16 protein-coding genes are annotated in these 15,721 nt (G+C 68.4%); 9 read left to right on the forward strand and 7 right to left on the reverse strand.

Annotation, left to right across the window (positions count from 1 at the left end):
- Positions 1-118 precede the first annotated feature (118 nt).
- On the forward strand, positions 119-1,009 hold the full coding sequence (locus BLW38_RS03875; protein ID WP_092814499.1) for a cation diffusion facilitator family transporter: 891 nt from the start codon (positions 119-121) through the stop codon (positions 1,007-1,009).
- 316 nt (positions 1,010-1,325) lie between these two features.
- On the opposite strand, the gene BLW38_RS03880 is transcribed toward BLW38_RS03875, so the two are convergent.
- Complete coding sequence (locus tag BLW38_RS03880) at positions 1,326-2,099, reverse strand: SOS response-associated peptidase (protein ID WP_092814503.1); 774 nt, start codon at positions 2,097-2,099, stop codon at positions 1,326-1,328.
- A 100-nt stretch (positions 2,100-2,199) separates the two neighbouring features.
- Between BLW38_RS03880 and BLW38_RS03885 the strand changes: the two genes are divergently transcribed.
- The gene (locus BLW38_RS03885) at positions 2,200-2,976 is read left to right on the forward strand and encodes a ribonuclease H-like domain-containing protein (protein WP_092814506.1); all 777 of its coding nucleotides are present in this window, start codon (positions 2,200-2,202) and stop codon (positions 2,974-2,976) included.
- 110 nt (positions 2,977-3,086) lie between these two features.
- Positions 3,087-4,877 (forward strand): flippase activity-associated protein Agl23, encoded by a 1,791-nt coding sequence (locus BLW38_RS03890; protein ID WP_143040791.1) that lies wholly within the window; start codon positions 3,087-3,089, stop codon positions 4,875-4,877.
- A gap of 98 nt (positions 4,878-4,975) precedes the next feature.
- Here the strand turns inward: BLW38_RS03890 and BLW38_RS03895 are convergent, their stop codons facing one another.
- Both BLW38_RS03895 and tcuA read right to left on the reverse strand, forming a co-directional pair.
- Positions 4,976-5,926, reverse strand: coding sequence for a transcription initiation factor IIB (locus tag BLW38_RS03895; RefSeq protein ID WP_092814512.1), 951 nt, complete (start codon positions 5,924-5,926; stop codon positions 4,976-4,978).
- A gap of 96 nt (positions 5,927-6,022) precedes the next feature.
- The gene (gene tcuA, locus BLW38_RS03900) at positions 6,023-7,429 is read right to left on the reverse strand and encodes an FAD-dependent tricarballylate dehydrogenase TcuA (protein ID WP_092814515.1); all 1,407 of its coding nucleotides are present in this window, start codon (positions 7,427-7,429) and stop codon (positions 6,023-6,025) included.
- Between the two features lie 133 nt (positions 7,430-7,562).
- On the opposite strand from tcuA, the gene BLW38_RS03905 reads away from it, so the two are divergent.
- Entirely contained in the window at positions 7,563-7,964 is a 402-nt protein-coding gene (locus BLW38_RS03905; RefSeq protein ID WP_092814518.1) for a hypothetical protein, read from the forward strand.
- Positions 7,965-7,967: 3 nt separating this feature from the next.
- Positions 7,968-8,600: an METTL5 family protein gene (locus BLW38_RS03910; protein ID WP_092814521.1), complete on the forward strand. Its 633-nt coding sequence runs from the start codon at positions 7,968-7,970 to the stop codon at positions 8,598-8,600.
- Here BLW38_RS03910 and BLW38_RS03915 read toward each other — a convergent pair.
- Together BLW38_RS03915 and BLW38_RS03920 are read right to left on the reverse strand one after the other, a co-directional pair.
- On the reverse strand, positions 8,597-10,321 hold the full coding sequence (locus BLW38_RS03915; RefSeq protein ID WP_092814524.1) for a rhomboid family intramembrane serine protease: 1,725 nt from the start codon (positions 10,319-10,321) through the stop codon (positions 8,597-8,599). The genes BLW38_RS03910 and BLW38_RS03915 overlap by 4 nt on opposite strands.
- 95 nt (positions 10,322-10,416) lie before the next feature.
- Positions 10,417-10,920, reverse strand: coding sequence for a halocyanin domain-containing protein (locus tag BLW38_RS03920; protein WP_092814527.1), 504 nt, complete (start codon positions 10,918-10,920; stop codon positions 10,417-10,419).
- A 118-nt stretch (positions 10,921-11,038) separates the two neighbouring features.
- Between BLW38_RS03920 and BLW38_RS03925 the strand changes: the two genes are divergently transcribed.
- Positions 11,039-11,488, forward strand: a complete 450-nt coding sequence (locus BLW38_RS03925) for a DUF5799 family protein (protein WP_092814531.1) — start codon at positions 11,039-11,041, stop codon at positions 11,486-11,488.
- 98 nt (positions 11,489-11,586) lie between these two features.
- Positions 11,587-11,904 (forward strand): hypothetical protein, encoded by a 318-nt coding sequence (locus BLW38_RS03930; RefSeq protein ID WP_092814534.1) that lies wholly within the window; start codon positions 11,587-11,589, stop codon positions 11,902-11,904.
- 47 nt (positions 11,905-11,951) lie between these two features.
- On the opposite strand, the gene BLW38_RS16135 is transcribed toward BLW38_RS03930, so the two are convergent.
- Together BLW38_RS16135 and BLW38_RS03935 are read right to left on the reverse strand one after the other, a co-directional pair.
- Positions 11,952-12,101: a DUF7557 family protein gene (locus BLW38_RS16135; RefSeq protein ID WP_177167411.1), complete on the reverse strand. Its 150-nt coding sequence runs from the start codon at positions 12,099-12,101 to the stop codon at positions 11,952-11,954.
- 71 nt (positions 12,102-12,172) lie between these two features.
- Positions 12,173-12,670: a metal-dependent hydrolase gene (locus tag BLW38_RS03935; RefSeq protein WP_092814537.1), complete on the reverse strand. Its 498-nt coding sequence runs from the start codon at positions 12,668-12,670 to the stop codon at positions 12,173-12,175.
- A gap of 106 nt (positions 12,671-12,776) precedes the next feature.
- Between BLW38_RS03935 and BLW38_RS03940 the strand changes: the two genes are divergently transcribed.
- Positions 12,777-14,285: an HTTM domain-containing protein gene (locus BLW38_RS03940; protein WP_092814540.1), complete on the forward strand. Its 1,509-nt coding sequence runs from the start codon at positions 12,777-12,779 to the stop codon at positions 14,283-14,285.
- A 115-nt stretch (positions 14,286-14,400) separates the two neighbouring features.
- Complete coding sequence (locus tag BLW38_RS03945; RefSeq protein WP_245710043.1) at positions 14,401-15,717, forward strand: MFS transporter; 1,317 nt, start codon at positions 14,401-14,403, stop codon at positions 15,715-15,717.
- Positions 15,718-15,721: the final 4 nt, after the last annotated feature.

The following is a 15,721-nucleotide window of genomic DNA, read 5'->3' on the forward strand; positions in this document are numbered from 1 at the left end:
ACACTACCGCCGCCACTGCCGCCACCATCGCCACTGCCACCGTCGCCACCGCCACTGCCGAGGCTGACGCCGACGGCCGAGTCCGGCGCTTTATGAGTGATGCCGACCGAGTGCCCGTATGACCGACGAGGGACGGCGGTTCAAGCGCGCGGCCGGGGTGAACGTCCTCGGGAACGCGATCAAGATCCTGGTCGAGGGTGCCGCCGGGATCGCGTTCGGGAGCGTCGCACTCGTGGCCGACGCCGCCCACTCGGTCGCCGATCTCGTCGCCAGCCTCGTGGTCTTTGTCTGGGGCGGCGCCGCCTACACCGACCCGGACGAGACGCATCCACACGGGCACCAGCGCATCGAGCCGCTGACGGCCCTCTTCGTCGGCGCCGTCATCGTCCTGCTCGGCGCGAACCTGCTCCGGGAGTCCGCGCTCGCGCTGATCGAGGGGCCGGAGGTCGTCTTCGATCCGCTGTTGCTCGGCGCGCTCGGGTTCGCGATGGCGGATATGTATCTGCTGTACTGGTACACGATGCGGGTGAACGCCGATCTGGGTTCGACTGCCCTCGACGCGCTCGCGGTCGACTGCCTCAACGACATCTACACGACGATCGCTGCCGCCGTCGGCGTCCTTGGGGTGTTGTTGGGCTATCCCATTCTTGATGCCGTCGCCGGCGGGTTGGTCAGCCTGCTCGTCGTCTACCAGGGCGTCGAGATCGCCCGCGAGAACGTGACCTACCTCGTCGGCGCCGCGCCCCCCGCCGAGAAGTACGACCGCGTCCGGACCACTCTGCGTGACCACCCCGACGTCGAGGGGATCCACGACCTGCGGGTCTTCTACGACGGCACCGACATCGAGGTCGAGGTCCACGTCGAGGTCGACGGTGAGATGACGCTCCGGCAGGCTCACGACCTCGAGACCGAACTCATGGACCGGCTCCGTGGACTTCCCGCGGTCGGCGACGCCCACGTTCACCTGGATCCCTCGGGCGTGGGCGAGTGGAAGGACGCCCTCGAGTGAGTCGACGGCTGTGACCGACTCACACCGGCTCGATCTGCAGTTTTCGAGGCGGAGCCTCCGGCCTCAAGGAGCGAGGGGTTCCGACGCTCAGTTGGAAGCGCGACGCGAGTAGGCCGGAGAGAAAGCCGACACGAGCTTTCGCAACTACTATCTTACACCATATCTTACTGCCAGTTAGTGCTGTGCGTCCACAAGCGGCGCGCAGTACGGGCCGCAGTAGCCCGGCCCTGAATGGTGGGTTTGTCGACCCCGAAGGGCGTCCGGTAGGCGGGGCGCACAAGACGCCCCGTCGCGCCAACCGAGGGCGAAAACCACATCAAAGCCCCACCCTCAACGAGCGAGGCCGCAAGGCCGAGCGAAGTAGGGTGGGGTCGGTTACTGAGTCGTCGTCGTTCGACGGGTCGTTCACGCGCTCGGAAACCGGATACGCGTGCAGTCCGTCGGGATCGATCGGGTCAAGCAGCGACGCCGCCGTTTCGGCGTCTCCGTGGAGATACCGCTCCTCCTCGTCCGGTTCGAGGATCACGGCCATCCGGTGATGAAGGTCGACGATGAGGTCGTTCGGCTCGGTCGTGACGATCGAGAACGTCTCCACCGGTTCCGGACCCGGTACGTCGGGGGAAACGTCGCTTCCGCCCCCGTCCCCGGCACCACCCGCGAACCGATCGAGCCCCGTCTGGGTCGGCCCGTCGGGCTCGGGTGGCGCCCAGCGTTCGTAGACGCCGGCCATCGCGAACGGACGATCGTCGTCGAACGCGACGCGATACGGACGCGTTCCGGACTCCGTCTCGACCCACTCGTAGAAGCCGTCCGCCGGGACCAGACATCGGCGTCGCTCGAACGCCTCCCGAAAGGCGGGTTTCTCCCGAACGGTCTCCGCACGCGCGTTGATCAGGTCCATCCGGTCGTCCGCCCAGGCGGGCGTCAATCCCCATTTTGACGGCCTCGCCTCGTCCGGGGAGCCGGCAGAGATCACTGGGAGATCCTGGCCGGGTGCGCAGTTGTACCGTGGCGTGAAGTCGGGGAACGCGGTGTCGAAACGCGCCTCGAGGTCCTCGCGCGGGGTCGACAACGAGTACCGGCCACACATATGTCCCGATAGAGCGGCCCCCGCAAAAACGCTCGCGGTCAGCGGTCGGACACCGACGCATCGCGAGAGGTTCAAGGGGGCGGAGCGCCCCGGTGGGGACGTGCGCATCGAGAACAGCTTCATCCCGGTTCGGGGCGTCGGCGAACGGACGGAGCGGCGCCTCTGGGAACACGGGATCACTCAGTGGGACGACTTCGACCGGTCCGTCGACGTGCCGGGGGTCGGATCGACGACCGCCGATCGGATCGACGCGTTCATCGACAGAGCCCGTGACCGGCTCCGGGCCGGTGACGCCGCGTTCTTCGACGACGCCTTCCCGAGCGATCAGCGCTGGCGCCTGTACGAGGATTTCCGGGCGGAGACGTGCTTTTTCGACATCGAGACGACCGGCCTCGACGAGCACTCGGACCGTGTGACGACGGTGAGCTTCCACCGCGACGGCGAGACGTCGACGCTCGTCGCCGGCGAGGACCTCACCGCGGAGGCGGTCCGTGACCGGCTGACCGACGCCGCCGTGATCGCCTCGTTCAACGGCGCGCGCTTCGACGTGCCGTTCCTCGAGACCGCCCTCGGGATCGAGATCGGTACCCCTCACCTCGATCTGCTGTATCCCTGTCGACGGCTGGGACTCTCGGGCGGGCTCAAGGCGATCGAGTCCGAGATCGACATCGAGCGTGACCGCCCGGACATCAGCGGACACGATGCGGTCCGGCTCTGGCGGGAGTACGAACGCGGCGACGAGGACGCCCTTGAGACGCTCGTCTCGTACAACCGGGAGGACGCGCGGAACCTCGAGACGCTGGCCGACGTCGTCTGTGACTCCCTCCACCGCGACGTCTTCGGCGACGTCGCCGGATCGACGGGCGTGGATCGCTGATCCGGTCATACCGGCCACTTCGACCGCGCTTGCCGATCCGACTCGCACCGACGTCCAACCACCTCGACCGAACCGAAACGTTCCTACGCCGCCGCCGAGACGCCATCGATATGTCGTCTCGTGCGGACGCTCGTCGTCCCGAACGCCGGTCCCGGAGTCGTGGCTTCGATCCGCGGACCTGGACGCGGTCGGACCGGCGTGTGCGAGCCGTCGTCGCGATCGTCGTCTGCTGTTCGTTGCTCGTTCGGATCGTCGCGCTGGGCGACCGCCCCTTCCACTGGGACGAGGCCCGGGTCGGGTACTGGACGCTTCGGTCGCTCGAGACCGGGCAGTACGAGTATCGGCCTGTCGCCGGCGGACCGGTCGTGTTCCACCTGGCTCGCCTCGCGCTCTCGGTCGCGCCGCCGAGCGACGCTCTCGCCCGGCTCCCGTTCGCGATCGCCGGCGGACTCCTTCCCGCGACGGCGCTCCTCTTTCGCGGCCGGCTGCGTGACGACGAGACGGTCGCCGCCGCAGTCGTGCTCGCGTTTGCGCCCCCGCTCGTCTACTACGGACGGTTCCTCCGCGGCGACGTGATCGCCGCGGGAGCGGCGTTCCTGGCGGTCGGCCTGTGTCTCCGGTGGCTGGATGCCGCGACCGGGCCCGAGTCCGACCCGCGTGATCGGGACCTGTACGGGGGCGTCGTCGCCTGGGCGGTGGCGCTCGGCGCGTCCGGGTTCGCCGTCGCGACGCTCGTCATCGCGATCGTCGCCGCCCTCGTCACGCTCGACCACCCGCGCGTTGCAGGGACTCCCACCCGCCTCGGCAAGTCGGTTCGGCGGGGCTGTCTCCGGGCGATCGGGCAGGCAACCCCGATCGCGCGCGCAGCGTTCGTCTTCCTCGGGACCTGGGGCGTGCTGTTCGCGCCGCGGGGACCGGGCGCCGCCGGCGGGGTGGGGGGGCTCGGTGCGGATCCGGTCGGGATGGCTGTGCGGACGTACGTGGATCCGGTCACGGCCTTCACCGGCGTTCGGGTCGAGGGGCGTGCCGGCACGCAGCTGCTCCCGTTCGTGACCGACGCGGCGTCGACCGTCGTCGCGACCGCGGCGCCGATCCTCGCCATCGCCGTTGCCGGGTTCCTCGCCGACCGGTACGGGCTGCTCCGGACTCGGTCGGGGGATTCCTCCGTGGGCGGACGGCCGTTCGTCCTGTTCGCGTCCGTGTGGGCCGGGGTCGGCCTGGTCGGGTACCCCGTCGTCGCCGAGGTCGTCGCGCCCTGGACGCTCGTGCACGCTCTGGTTCCGCTGGCCGTTCCGGCCGGGGTCGGGATCGCGGCCGTGTACCGATACGGACGGCGAGCTGCCGGGACGATCGCCGGGTTGGAGGCAGCGTCGGACGGTGCTCGCGAGCGCGTCGGCGACGCGGCGCGGGTGGCGGCGGCGGGGCTGGTCCTGTTCGCGATCGTCGTCCACGGGGGGATCGTCGTTCTCGATGGCGTCGCCACCGACCCGTCTCCCGAGTCGGAGTTGGCACAGTACGGCCAACCAGCCGATGACCTCGAGCCGCTCGTCGGGGAGATGGAGGCGGCGCTTTCGGCCGCCGATGGCGGGAACGCGCGCGTCGTCTGGGTCGGCGACCGGTTCCACCTCTCGGCGGAGACGGTCGCTGACCGTCCCCCGATCGCCGCGGAATCCGACCGCGAGGCGTGGGGCGAGCGGCTGCCGCTCCCGTGGTACCTCGAGCGGACCGGCGCCGACGTCGAGAGCGTGACCACACCCAGCGCCCTGGAGGGTGAACCGGCGGTCGTGATCGCCGATCCGGATCACGAGGGGTCGCTCGACGCGCTGCTCCCCGCACACGAGTCGCGAACCCTGCGGCTCGGACTCTGGAACCGGGAGGTCGTGGTGTTCATCGCGGCGTAGCTGGGCCGTGGTGGGCGGATCGATTCGGGGTGGACGGGGTCGTGACTGGCGGGATCGGGACGCCGGTCAGAACGCGTGGCGGGTCGGGACTCGATCGGTCAGCGAAAGCCCATCGCCTCGATCTGCTCCTGGTAGCGGTTGCGGATGGTGACCTCGGTCACCTGTGCCACCTGGGCGACCTCGCGTTGGGTCTTCTTCTCGTTGCACAAAAGCGAGGCCGCGTAGATCGCCGCCGCCGCGAAGCCGGTTGGGGACTTCCCGGAGAGCAGCCCCTGTTCGGCCGAGACGTCGATGATCTCCGTTGCCTTCGTCTGAACCTCCTCGCTGAGGTCGAGCGCGGAGGCGAACCGGGGAACGAACTGCTTTGGATCGACGGGCTTGAGCTCCAGCCCGAGCTCCTGTGAGATGTACCGATAGGTTCGGCCGATCTCCTTTTGCGGGACCCTGGAGACCTCGGCGACCTCGTCGAGCGACCGGGGGATCCCCTCCTGCCGACAGGCGGCGTACAGCGCCGAGGTGGCCACACCCTCGATCGACCGGCCCCGAATGAGGTCCTCGGCGAGCGCGCGCCGATAGATGACCGAGGCGACCTCCCGAACCGATCGAGGGACGCCCAGCGCGGAGGCCATCCGGTCGATCTCCGAGAGCGCGAACTGGAGGTTGCGCTCGCCCGCGTCCTTCGTCCGAATGCGCTCCTGCCACTTGCGCAGCCGGTGCATCTGGGAGCGCTTCTCCGAGGAGAGCGATCGTCCGTATGCGTCCTTGTCCTTCCAGTCGATCGTCGTCGTCAGCCCCTTGTCGTGCATCGTCTCGGTGATCGGCGCACCGACCCGGGACTTCGACTGCCGTTCGGAGTGGTTAAACGCCCGCCACTCCGGCCCGCGATCGAGCTGCTGTTCGTCGAGCACCAGCCCGCAGTCGTCACACACCAACTCGTGGTCCCCGTCCGCCACGACGTCCGCGGAACCACACTCCGGACAGGAGACCGTTTCGCCCGCCTCCTGGTCGGCCTCCCGTTCCTGCTCCCGCTGCCGGCTCGGACGTTCCATATAAGGTTTGTGGCTAGTGGCCTATTTAAAATTTGGTGTCAAAAATTAGATATATACGTCGAGTAGCGTCGAGGATCGTACAGCCCGACCGCGATTTTACTCGAGATCCTCGACGGCGGTCTCGGCGGCGATCCGTCCGTAGACGGCGGCGTTCGTCAGGCCAGTACCGCCGGGATAGTTGTTGTAGAACAGTCCGCCGGTCGCGTTGCCGGCGGCGTAGAGGCCGGGGATCGGATCGTCCCGCGTGTCGAGCACCTCGGCGTCCGGCGTGATGGCGACGCCGCCGAACCCGAACGTCATCCCGCCGGTGACGGGATAGCCGGTGAACGGCGGCTCATCGAGCGGGAGCGCCCAGTTGGATTTCGGAGGGTCGATGCCGGGCGCATCGTTGCCGTCGAGGACGTTCGGGTCGTACGCCTCGATCCCGTCGCCCTCGACTGTACAGGCCTCGTTGAACCGGTCGACAGTCTCGACGGCCGTCTCCGGGTCCTCGATGTCGAGGCGCCGGACGAGCGACTCGATCGAGTCGGCCGTGACCGCCCGTCCGGGGCCCATGTGCGCGACGTCGTCGACGGTCTTGGAGTCGACGATGATGAACGCCTCGTGATAGGGCTGTTCGAAGATCTCCCGGCCGAACTTCGCGTAGGTGTGTGCGCGAGCGTCCTCGCCCTCGTCGACGAACCGTTCGCCATCGTGGTTGAGGATGAGGCCGTACTGATAGCCGTCGATGCGGGTGATCCCGCCCTCGATGTCCGGGGATTGCACGTCGATGATCGCCATATGGGCATCACCCCACTCCCCCTCGGATTTGGCGCCGACGTCCATCGCGGCATCCAGCGCCTCGCCGGTGTTGTATCGGCTGCCGCGAACCTTCATATTCCCGTAGCCGGGTCCGTAATACCGGGTTCGGCGCTCCTTGCTCGAGCCGTAGTCGCCGGCCGCGAGGATCACGGCGTCGCCCGTAAAGAGCGTCCGGCGTCCCTCGTGGCGGGCTTCGACGCCCGAGACGTCCCCGTCGTCGTCGCGCCGAAGGGATCGAGCCTCGGCCTCGTAGAAGATCTCGACGCCGCGGTCCTCGACGATCTCGACCAGCTCGTCCACCATATCCTCGCCGTGGAGCCAGACCCGACCCGCGGTGTACCCCGGATGTGGCGCCTGGTACTCCCAGCTGACCCCGTGGTCGGTCAACCACTCGAACGTGTCCGGCGATTCGGAGACCAGCCGATCGACGAGGTCCTCGTCGGCCCGATAGTTCGTCACCTGCATGATGTCCGAGTAGAAGTCGGCCGTCGAGTAGTCCTCCACGTTGAACGTCGCGTCGCTGTCGATGTCCGCGGTCGGGATCCGGAACGACTCGGTAAAGCGGGTGTGGCCGCCGCGGTGTTCCTTCGGACTCTTCTCCAGGAGGCAGACGGATTGATCGAGTTCGGCCGCGCGAAGTCCCGCGGCGAGACCGGCGATGCCACAGCCGATGACGACGATGTCGAAGGAGTGTCGGTTCATTGGGTGTTGCGTATTGGATCCCGGTTGTATGGGTTGGTACTTAACGATTCTCACGGTGGATGTACCCGCCCCTCACAAAATTACTACTAAGCATTTACAAAGATATTTGTATAACCAGAGAATATGTGGTTGTATGAGCACCACCGAGTCCACGAACGTCGACGGCCCGATTTCGGGGTGTCGACCCGCCGACATCGATCCCGTCGTCGTCGACGGTGCCGACCTCGAAAGCACCGCTCCCGAATACCTGCGTGACCTCAAAGCCGAACTGTCGCAGCGGGGCTACCAGCCCGCGGCGCTGGCGGTGACGGCGTGTTTCGCCGAGGACTGCTCGCTTGCCACCCAGGAGGAGGCCGATCGGCTTCGCGGGTTCGTCCGCGCCGCCGCGTTCCTCGGTGCCGGCCGGATCGAGATCGCGGTCGACGACGTCGCCGAACCGGCGAAGGTTGATCCCGCGCTGTCGGCCCTGTCGGAACGAGCCGCTCGTGAGGGCGTGACCCTCCGGATCACCGGCGACGCCGAGATCGCCGGGTGATCGATGGCGTCGCGGCGTTCCCTGGCGACGAAGCTCGGCGTCGTCGCCGGGTTCGAGCAGCCGACCGCGTCCCTCGAACAGTACCCGACGCCTCCGGGACTGGCCGCCCACGTCGTCCACTTCGCCGACTTGCAGGGCGACGTTGAGGGACGAACGATACTCGATCTCGGGACCGGAACCGGTATGCTCGCGCTTGCGGCCGCGCTCCGCGGCCCCGCCCGCGTGGTCGGTCTCGAGGTCGACCCCGGCCCGCTCGGGACCGCCCGCGAGAACGAACGTCGCGTCGGCACGAACGCGCCGGTTCATTGGCTGCGTGCCGACGCGACCCGCCCGCCGATCCGAACCGCCGAGCCCACGACCGTCCTGATGAATCCCCCGTTCGGCGCACAGGACGGAAACCGCCACGCCGACCGCGGGTTCCTCGCGGCCGCCGGAACCCTCGCCGACGTCTCCTACTCGGTCCACAACGACGGCAGCGAGGCGTTCGTCCGCTCGTTCGCCGCCGACAACGGCGGCACGGTGACCCACGCGTTCGCGGCCGAGTTCGATCTGGAGAACCGGTTCGACCACCACACCGACGACTCGACGGCGATCGATACCGAGGTGTATCGGATCGAGTGGTCGGGTGACGGCTAGGAACTGGCGTCGACCGCACCGAGATCGACCTCCCGTGCTCGTTCCCGGCCCTCGTACCGCTCGGCCTCGAGGACCCGCACCCGTGTCCCGTTCGTCTCGGCGTATATCCGCCGATCCTCGCGAACGAGCCGGATCCCCGAAAGCCGTACCGACTCGTTCGCGGCCGGGAGCGGCGCGGTCGCGGCGCCGGTGCCGTTCGCGACCGTCACCTCGAAGACGCCCTGTCGGGCGGACACGGTGACGTTCCGTCCGTCGATCGTCGGCTCGGCCGTCGCCGAGTCCGAGACGTGGACGGTCCGCCGGTCGCCGTCGTGTTCGAGGTCAACCCGGTAGCTCACCCCCGCGCCGACCGCCCGCCAGCCGGTTCGGTGGGCGGTGACGGTTTCACGCCAGCCGATCCCGCCGAGGGTGACCTCGCGGGAGCCCCAGTAGGCGAGATTCCCACGGGAGACCGCCGTGATCCAGACGTCGCGCTCCGCGTTTTTGACGATCACTCCGGAGGTCGTGACGTTCGTCGCGCCCTCGAACGCCTCGACGTCGATCACGTTCACGAGCTGGTTCGGTACGTCCTCGGCGTAGGTCACCTCGTAGCCCTCGACCTCGACCGGGTCGCCGGGAAGGGATTCCTCCGCGGGAACGGTCACGAGGTTCGGAACGACCGAGGGTCCGACGAGGATCCCGAACGCCGCCACCACCAACACGACCCCGACGATCCGCGGCGTGGCGGACCGGAGGGCCTCACGCATCGTCTCCGGGTTCGGAACGGCGTACTCCGGGCGGAGGGGCCGATCGCTTCCGGCCACCGCGAGCGTCACGATCGCCGCGAGCAGCGCGACGAGCGCGACGCCGACCGCCCGATAGAGGACGTACCGCTCGTTCCCGAGGTACCAGTAGACGGCCCACAGCGACCGCGAGGACGCGAACAGGAGGACGCCGGCGAAGACGACGGCGGCGGAGGGTACGTCCGTCTCACAGCGGCGCAGCAGCACGATCCCGACCAGGACGCCGAGCAGGAACCCAACCGCGTGCCCCTGGATCGAGATGTTTGCCCACCAGGGACCGCCGTAGGAGGGGCTGGCGGCGGCCCGCGTGACGGGGCTCGTGAACGCCGAGTACAGCAGGTTCACGAGCGACGTCCCGGCGAGCGCGACGATAGACCCGAGCGGGTAGTGGACGATCGCGACCCCCCAGAGCGCGAAGACGACGCCGGAGAACCCGATGACGGGACCGACCGCGATCACGCTCGAGAGGACCGCGCCGCCGACGATCGCGGCCGGAACGACGAGGAACGCTCGCACGTAGGGGTTCGATCGCCACGAGGCGAAGGAACTGGCGCCGCGAGCGCGCGGATAGTGGCCGTAGGCGTACTCCGCGAGCGTCCCCGCGACGAGCGTCGCCAGGAGGTTCCCCGTGAGGTGGCCGAGGCTCGCGTGTGACAGCCCCGAGAGGAGCAGTCCGTCGAGCGAGAAGTACGACCAGGCACGAAACGGGATCACGACCGGCGAACTCGGGTCGTCGATCCCCCGCTGGACGAAGAGGTAGACGAGGAGGACGACGCCGACGGCGACGAGCGTCCCCCAGGGAACACCACGGAGCAGCCGGGATCGGACCCGTCGCCCCCACCGGCCACGCGGGCGGTCGATCGCCCACACGATCACGAACGAGAGGAGGAACGCGACCGGGATACTCAGGCGGTGGAACGGGACCCACTCCGGAAGCATACCCCGGATTCGATCGTGATCGGTAAAGAACCCGCGGGTCGGAGATCTCCACGACCTCGATCATTCGTGCTTCCGGTCTCGTCGGCGATCTCGGCCTATTCGACGACCTCGACTGCGCCGCGCATTCCGCTTGCCTGATGGGGGGTACAGATGTACCGATACGTTCCCGCCGTCTCGAAGACGTGGGTGAACGTCGATCCCGCTTCCCGATACAGATCGCTCTCGAACCGGCCATTCTCCTCCACGACGTTGTGTTGGCCTCCCTCGCCGGTCCAGTCCCAGACGACCTCGGTGCCGGCGCTCACCCGGACCGCCGCGGGTCCGAACGCGAGCCCCCCGGCGGCGCCGACGCCGACCGTCACGGTCGACTCGCCGGTGCGATCGACGACGCCGTCGTAGTTGTTCGCGCTCGCGATCCAGTCGTCGGTGCCGGAGGCGGACCCATCGTCGCCACCAGTCCCGTCCTCGCCACCGGTCCCGCTCTGGCCACCGGCTTCATCCGTACCGCCACCCACACAGCCGGATCCGAACACGAGCGCGGTCGATCCCACCGCTGCGAGTACGGCACGCCGAGAGGGTCGGTTGTGGTGTCGCGCCATACTCGCTCTCGGGGAGATCGATCCAAAACGGGATCGATCCGAACCGGTATCGATCCGGGGGGACGGCGGAACAGCACCGAGCACAACGCTCTTTGGAGCGGTCCGCGTAGCCACCGCTATGAGCGATTGGACGGACGCGATCGTCGGCGACAGAATGGCCGTCGATCAGGAGTTCAACGACCGCGTTATGAACTCCCAGTTCAGCAACCAGGAGTGGGGACTGATCATGACCGCAACCGAACTCGAGATCGAGAACCCAGAGGATCCCGACCGGGCGCGGATCGTCGCCGACACCTCCAAGCTCCCGGAGATGATGCCGGAGCTCGACTCGCTGCGCGAGCAGATGCCGGGCGCGGCCGGTGGTGGCGGCGGAAGCGGCGGTGGCGGCAGCGGCGGCTTCCTCGGGTCGGTTCGCAGTGCACTCGGTCTCGACGGCGACGACGGCGAGGCCGACGCGGAACGCCTTGAAGCGGCCGAAACGATGACTCAGGAGTACGCGGAGCGACTCCAGCAACGCCTCGAGGACAACGGGAAGTTCGAACGCGCCCGCACCGCCTACCTTGAGTAGGTCGCCGGACCCGTTCCAGACGGAGTCGGTGTCGAACGTCCGGTTATGAACCGGTAGGGGAACCATTACTATGGGATTTCGAGCCCGTTTCGTCGATTATGTCCCGTTCCTCACACGGTACGGCCGTCGTCGACGCGGAGCTCCCACGGACCGAACAGATCCGGCGTGCCGCCGATCGACTCGGGGGTGTCCTGCAGTCGCTGGATCTCGAGGAGGACGCACGGCTCGCCGACGAACTGATCACGGCGATCCGGGCGGTTGACCGGGCGTACGACCTCGAGATGACGGTTCGAGACGCTGACCGAAAAACGGTTCGAGACGCTGACCGAAAAACGGTTCGAGACCGCGATCGGGGAGCCGACGGATTTCGGTTTCCGTCGTCGCTCGCCGACGAGCGTCTCCCCCGCAATCGGTAGGGACGCCGCCTCAGTGACACCGTCACCGGCGTCGATCGGTGACGCTTTCACTCGGCGTCGCCGCTGTGGAACAGCGTCAGCTCTTCGGCCTCGTAGATGTTGATGAGTTCGTTGATGAGGTCGTCGTACTCTTCATCCTCGATGCGGAGTCCGTCGAGCCGTTCGATCGTCTCCTCGTCAATATGGATCTGTGGCATACTTCCCGGTTTGCCGGCCCGATTCATAAGTTATCGGGAGCGAAACGACGGCTGGGATCCAGTCCGCAGCATCACCAGCCGACGAGCCGACCGGCCAACGCGAAGGTACCGACCGCCATCGCGACGCCGACGACGAGCAGCCCGTAGTTCGCGACGGTGTTGTCCGCCCGCCAGAGTGACAGCGAGTAGGTCCGTCCCGAAAGCGGCCACAGGAGCGGGACGCCGGCCGGCGTCAACGCGTCGGCGAGCAGATGTGCGCCGACCGTTGCGATGCCGAGCACGAGGCCGAAGGCACCCAGCCCGACGGCCGCGGTCACGCCGAGTTCGCTCGCCGCCAGCGATCCCGCACCGCCGAAGACGCCGCCCACGGCCAGCGCGAACAGCAGGCTGTGTGTCGGCCCGCGGTGGGGAACGATCGGCAGTCGATGGTCGATGTCGGGCAGCATCGTGAACCACAGCATCACGGCGCCCGCGAGGACAGCGAGGGAGTCCGCACCGGCCGCGAACAGTCCCACGCCGAAGGGCGCATAGACCGCGATCGACGCCCCGAGATGACCGGTTCGATACACGGTCCGGCGTCCGCGTTCGGGACGTATGAACCGTTGGGTTTCGGACCGGTAGCAGTCGGTGCTCCACAAAACCTATTCGTACGACTGCGGTAGACTGGACCGAGAGATGTTCGACCGCCCATCACGTCGCCGGATCGCGAACGCCGTGGGGCGGTTCGTCCGTGCTCGGGCCGCCGTCGATCGGCGCGCGCTTGCCGCCGTTCGGATCGGGCTCGGGCTCGTGATCCTGATCGACCTCCTCCTCCGTAGCCGTCATCTGCGAGCTCTCTACACTGACTCCGGCGTGTTGACGACCGACGCGCTTGCGAGCGCGTACCCGTCGCTTGCCGGCGTCTCGATGCACGCCGTCGCGGAGTCGGTTGCAGGGCCCGCGGGCGTTGCCGCCCTGTTCGTGATCGCCGGCATCGTCGCGGTCGCGCTCGCCGTCGGGTACCACAGCCGGATCGCCGCGGCCGTCTCGCTCGCGTTCGTGCTCTCGTTGCAGGCGCGCAACCCCTTCGTGCTCAACTCCGGCGATCTGCTGTTGTGGCAGCTGTGTCTGTTCGCCACGCTGCTCCCGGTCGGCTCGCGGTGGTCGATCGACGCGGTGCGTGGGCCTCCGGTATCGGGTGACAGAGCGCACCCAGGGCGGGCCGACGTGCAGGTCGCGTCGGTCGCGACCGCGGCCCTCCTCGTCCACGTCGCCCTCGTCTACGTCACGAACGCGGTGTTCAAGCTCCGGGGCGACCGCTGGATCGCGGGCGACGGCGCCGCGATCGCGTTCAGTATGGACCAGTTCACGGTCCTGTTGGGGCCGTGGGTCGCGGGGTCGCCGACGCTGCTGTGGATCCTGAACTACGCGTGGCTCGGACTGCTCGTCGCATCGCCGCTGCTCGTGGTCGCACGGGGTCGGATCCGAACCGCGATCGCGGCCGGGATCGCCGGCGGCCACGCGGGGATGGTGCTCACGATGGCGATTTCGGTCTTTCCGCTGGTGTCCATCGTCTCACTGCTGCCGTTTCTCGGGTCCGGCGTCTGGGACCGGATCGAGGCGGCGACGGCGGGCATTCGGTATCGCCTCATAGCTGTCGTCGACGGTGACAGTAACGGTGACAGTATGGCGACCGTTGATCCCGGGATCGGACCGTGGCTCCACGCCGCCGTCCGGACGATCGCAGTCGCGTTGCTCGTCGGTACGCTCGTCTGGAACGCGGCCGCGCTCGGCTACGTGGAGGTGGGAGCGGACGACGCCGGGATCGACCCGACCGAGTACGGCTGGGAGATGTTCGCTCCGGACCCCTCCGGGACCGACCACTGGTTCGTGATCAACGCCGAGCTGGCGAGCGGCGAGCACGTCGACGGCCTCGGTCGCGGGTCGGTCACGAGCGAGCCGCCCCCCGACGTGGACGCGACCTACCCCTCCGCACGCTGGCGCAAGTACCTGATATCGATCACCGTCGCCGACGATCCGACGGTCTCGCGCTCGACCGCGGCGTACGTCTGCCGGACCGTCGCCGATCGGACCGGCGAGTCCGTCGAGTCCGTGGAGATAACCTATTACCAACGGATGGCGTGGCCGGAGCCGAGCGAGGAGGTCGGAACCAACCGGCTCGTGACGCACGACTGTCGGGCGTGAGGTTCGGTCCGATCGACGTCCGCCGGAAACGGGGGACAGCCGGGTCGGGCGACGACCGGTGGGCGACAACCAGCCGGGCGAAACGACTTAGTCGATGACGGGAGACTCCCCGGCAGTGAGCGAACGGTGGCTCCTCGCGTGGGGGACGGGCTACGCCGCGGTGGGTGCGGCGTCGCTGTTGCTCCCCCTCTACGCGATCGAACTCGGTGCGGGCGCGTTCCTCGTGGGAGCGATGGCCTCGACCGCCGCCTTCGCCGGCGTCCCGGGGGCGATCCTGTGGGGCCAGCTGGCGGCACGAACGCGGCGGCGACGACCCTTCGTGCTCGTCGCGCTCGCGTCGGTCGCGGGAGTGCTGGGTATCGTCCCGCTTTTGGGATCGCCGTGGTCGCTGCTCGTTGCGAACGCGGCCCTCTGGTTCGTCGTCTCGGCGGCTGCGCCCGTGCTCAACCTGATCGTCGTCGAGGGCGCCGACGCGGCCGAGTGGGACGTGCGGATCGGTCGACTCAACGCCGTTCAGGGATACGGGTGGGTAGCCGGACTCGTCCTCGGGACCGTCTGGACCGCGACCGTCAGCCGGCTGCTCCCCACGGTAGCGGCACAGGAACTCCTGTTCGTCGTGCTCGCCGCCGCGGGCGCGATGGCCACGCTCGCCGCGATCCGGTGGTACCCGGAGCGTCCCACGACGAGTCCCGAACGGTTCGATCGGATCTACCACCGGCTGAACCGCCCCGATTGGGGTGCTGGACGGTACCTCCGTGCGACGCCGTACGGAACCGCCCGGCTCTACTGGGGCATTCGCGAGTGGATCGCCGCCAGACGTCGCGGCCGTCGCCCCGGGGGGTCATTTGACCGGACGCTTCGGAAATATCTGGTCGCCGTCGGGCTGTTCTCGGTCGGATTCGCCGTCTTCTGGGGGCCGATGCCCGTCTATCTGACCGAAACGGGTTCCTCGACCGGGGCGGTCTTCGTGTTGTTCCTGCTCGCGAACGCCGGCAGCGCCGTCTGCTATTCGCCCGTTGGGCGGCTGGTGGGCAAACGCGGGCCATATACGCTACAGGCCGTGGCACTCGGCGGTCGCGCGCTGCTGTTTCCCGGGATTGCAGTCGTCGGGATCGCCGCGCCCACGGTCGCGACGTCCGCGAACGCGGTCGGATTCACCCTGATCGGCGTGACGTGGGCGTTGATCGCGGTGACGGCGACCGGGATCGTCACACGACTGGCCGCCGAGCCGGTCCGCGGCTATGCGCTCGGCGCCTACACGGCGATTGCGGGTATCGGAACCGGCCTCGGGAGCATCGTGGGCGGCGGCGTCGCCGAGGTGGCCGGGTATCCCGCGACGTTCGTCGGGGCCGGGGGCGTCGTGTTGGCGGCACTCGGCCTGTTCGTGTGGTCGGTCGGGTTTGACGGAGGGGGGTCGAGAGCGTCGAGCTGACGCG

Origin of the sequence: Halopenitus malekzadehii (genome assembly GCF_900108505.1) — an archaeon.
Taxonomy (GTDB): Archaea; Halobacteriota; Halobacteria; order Halobacteriales; family Haloferacaceae; genus Halopenitus; species Halopenitus malekzadehii.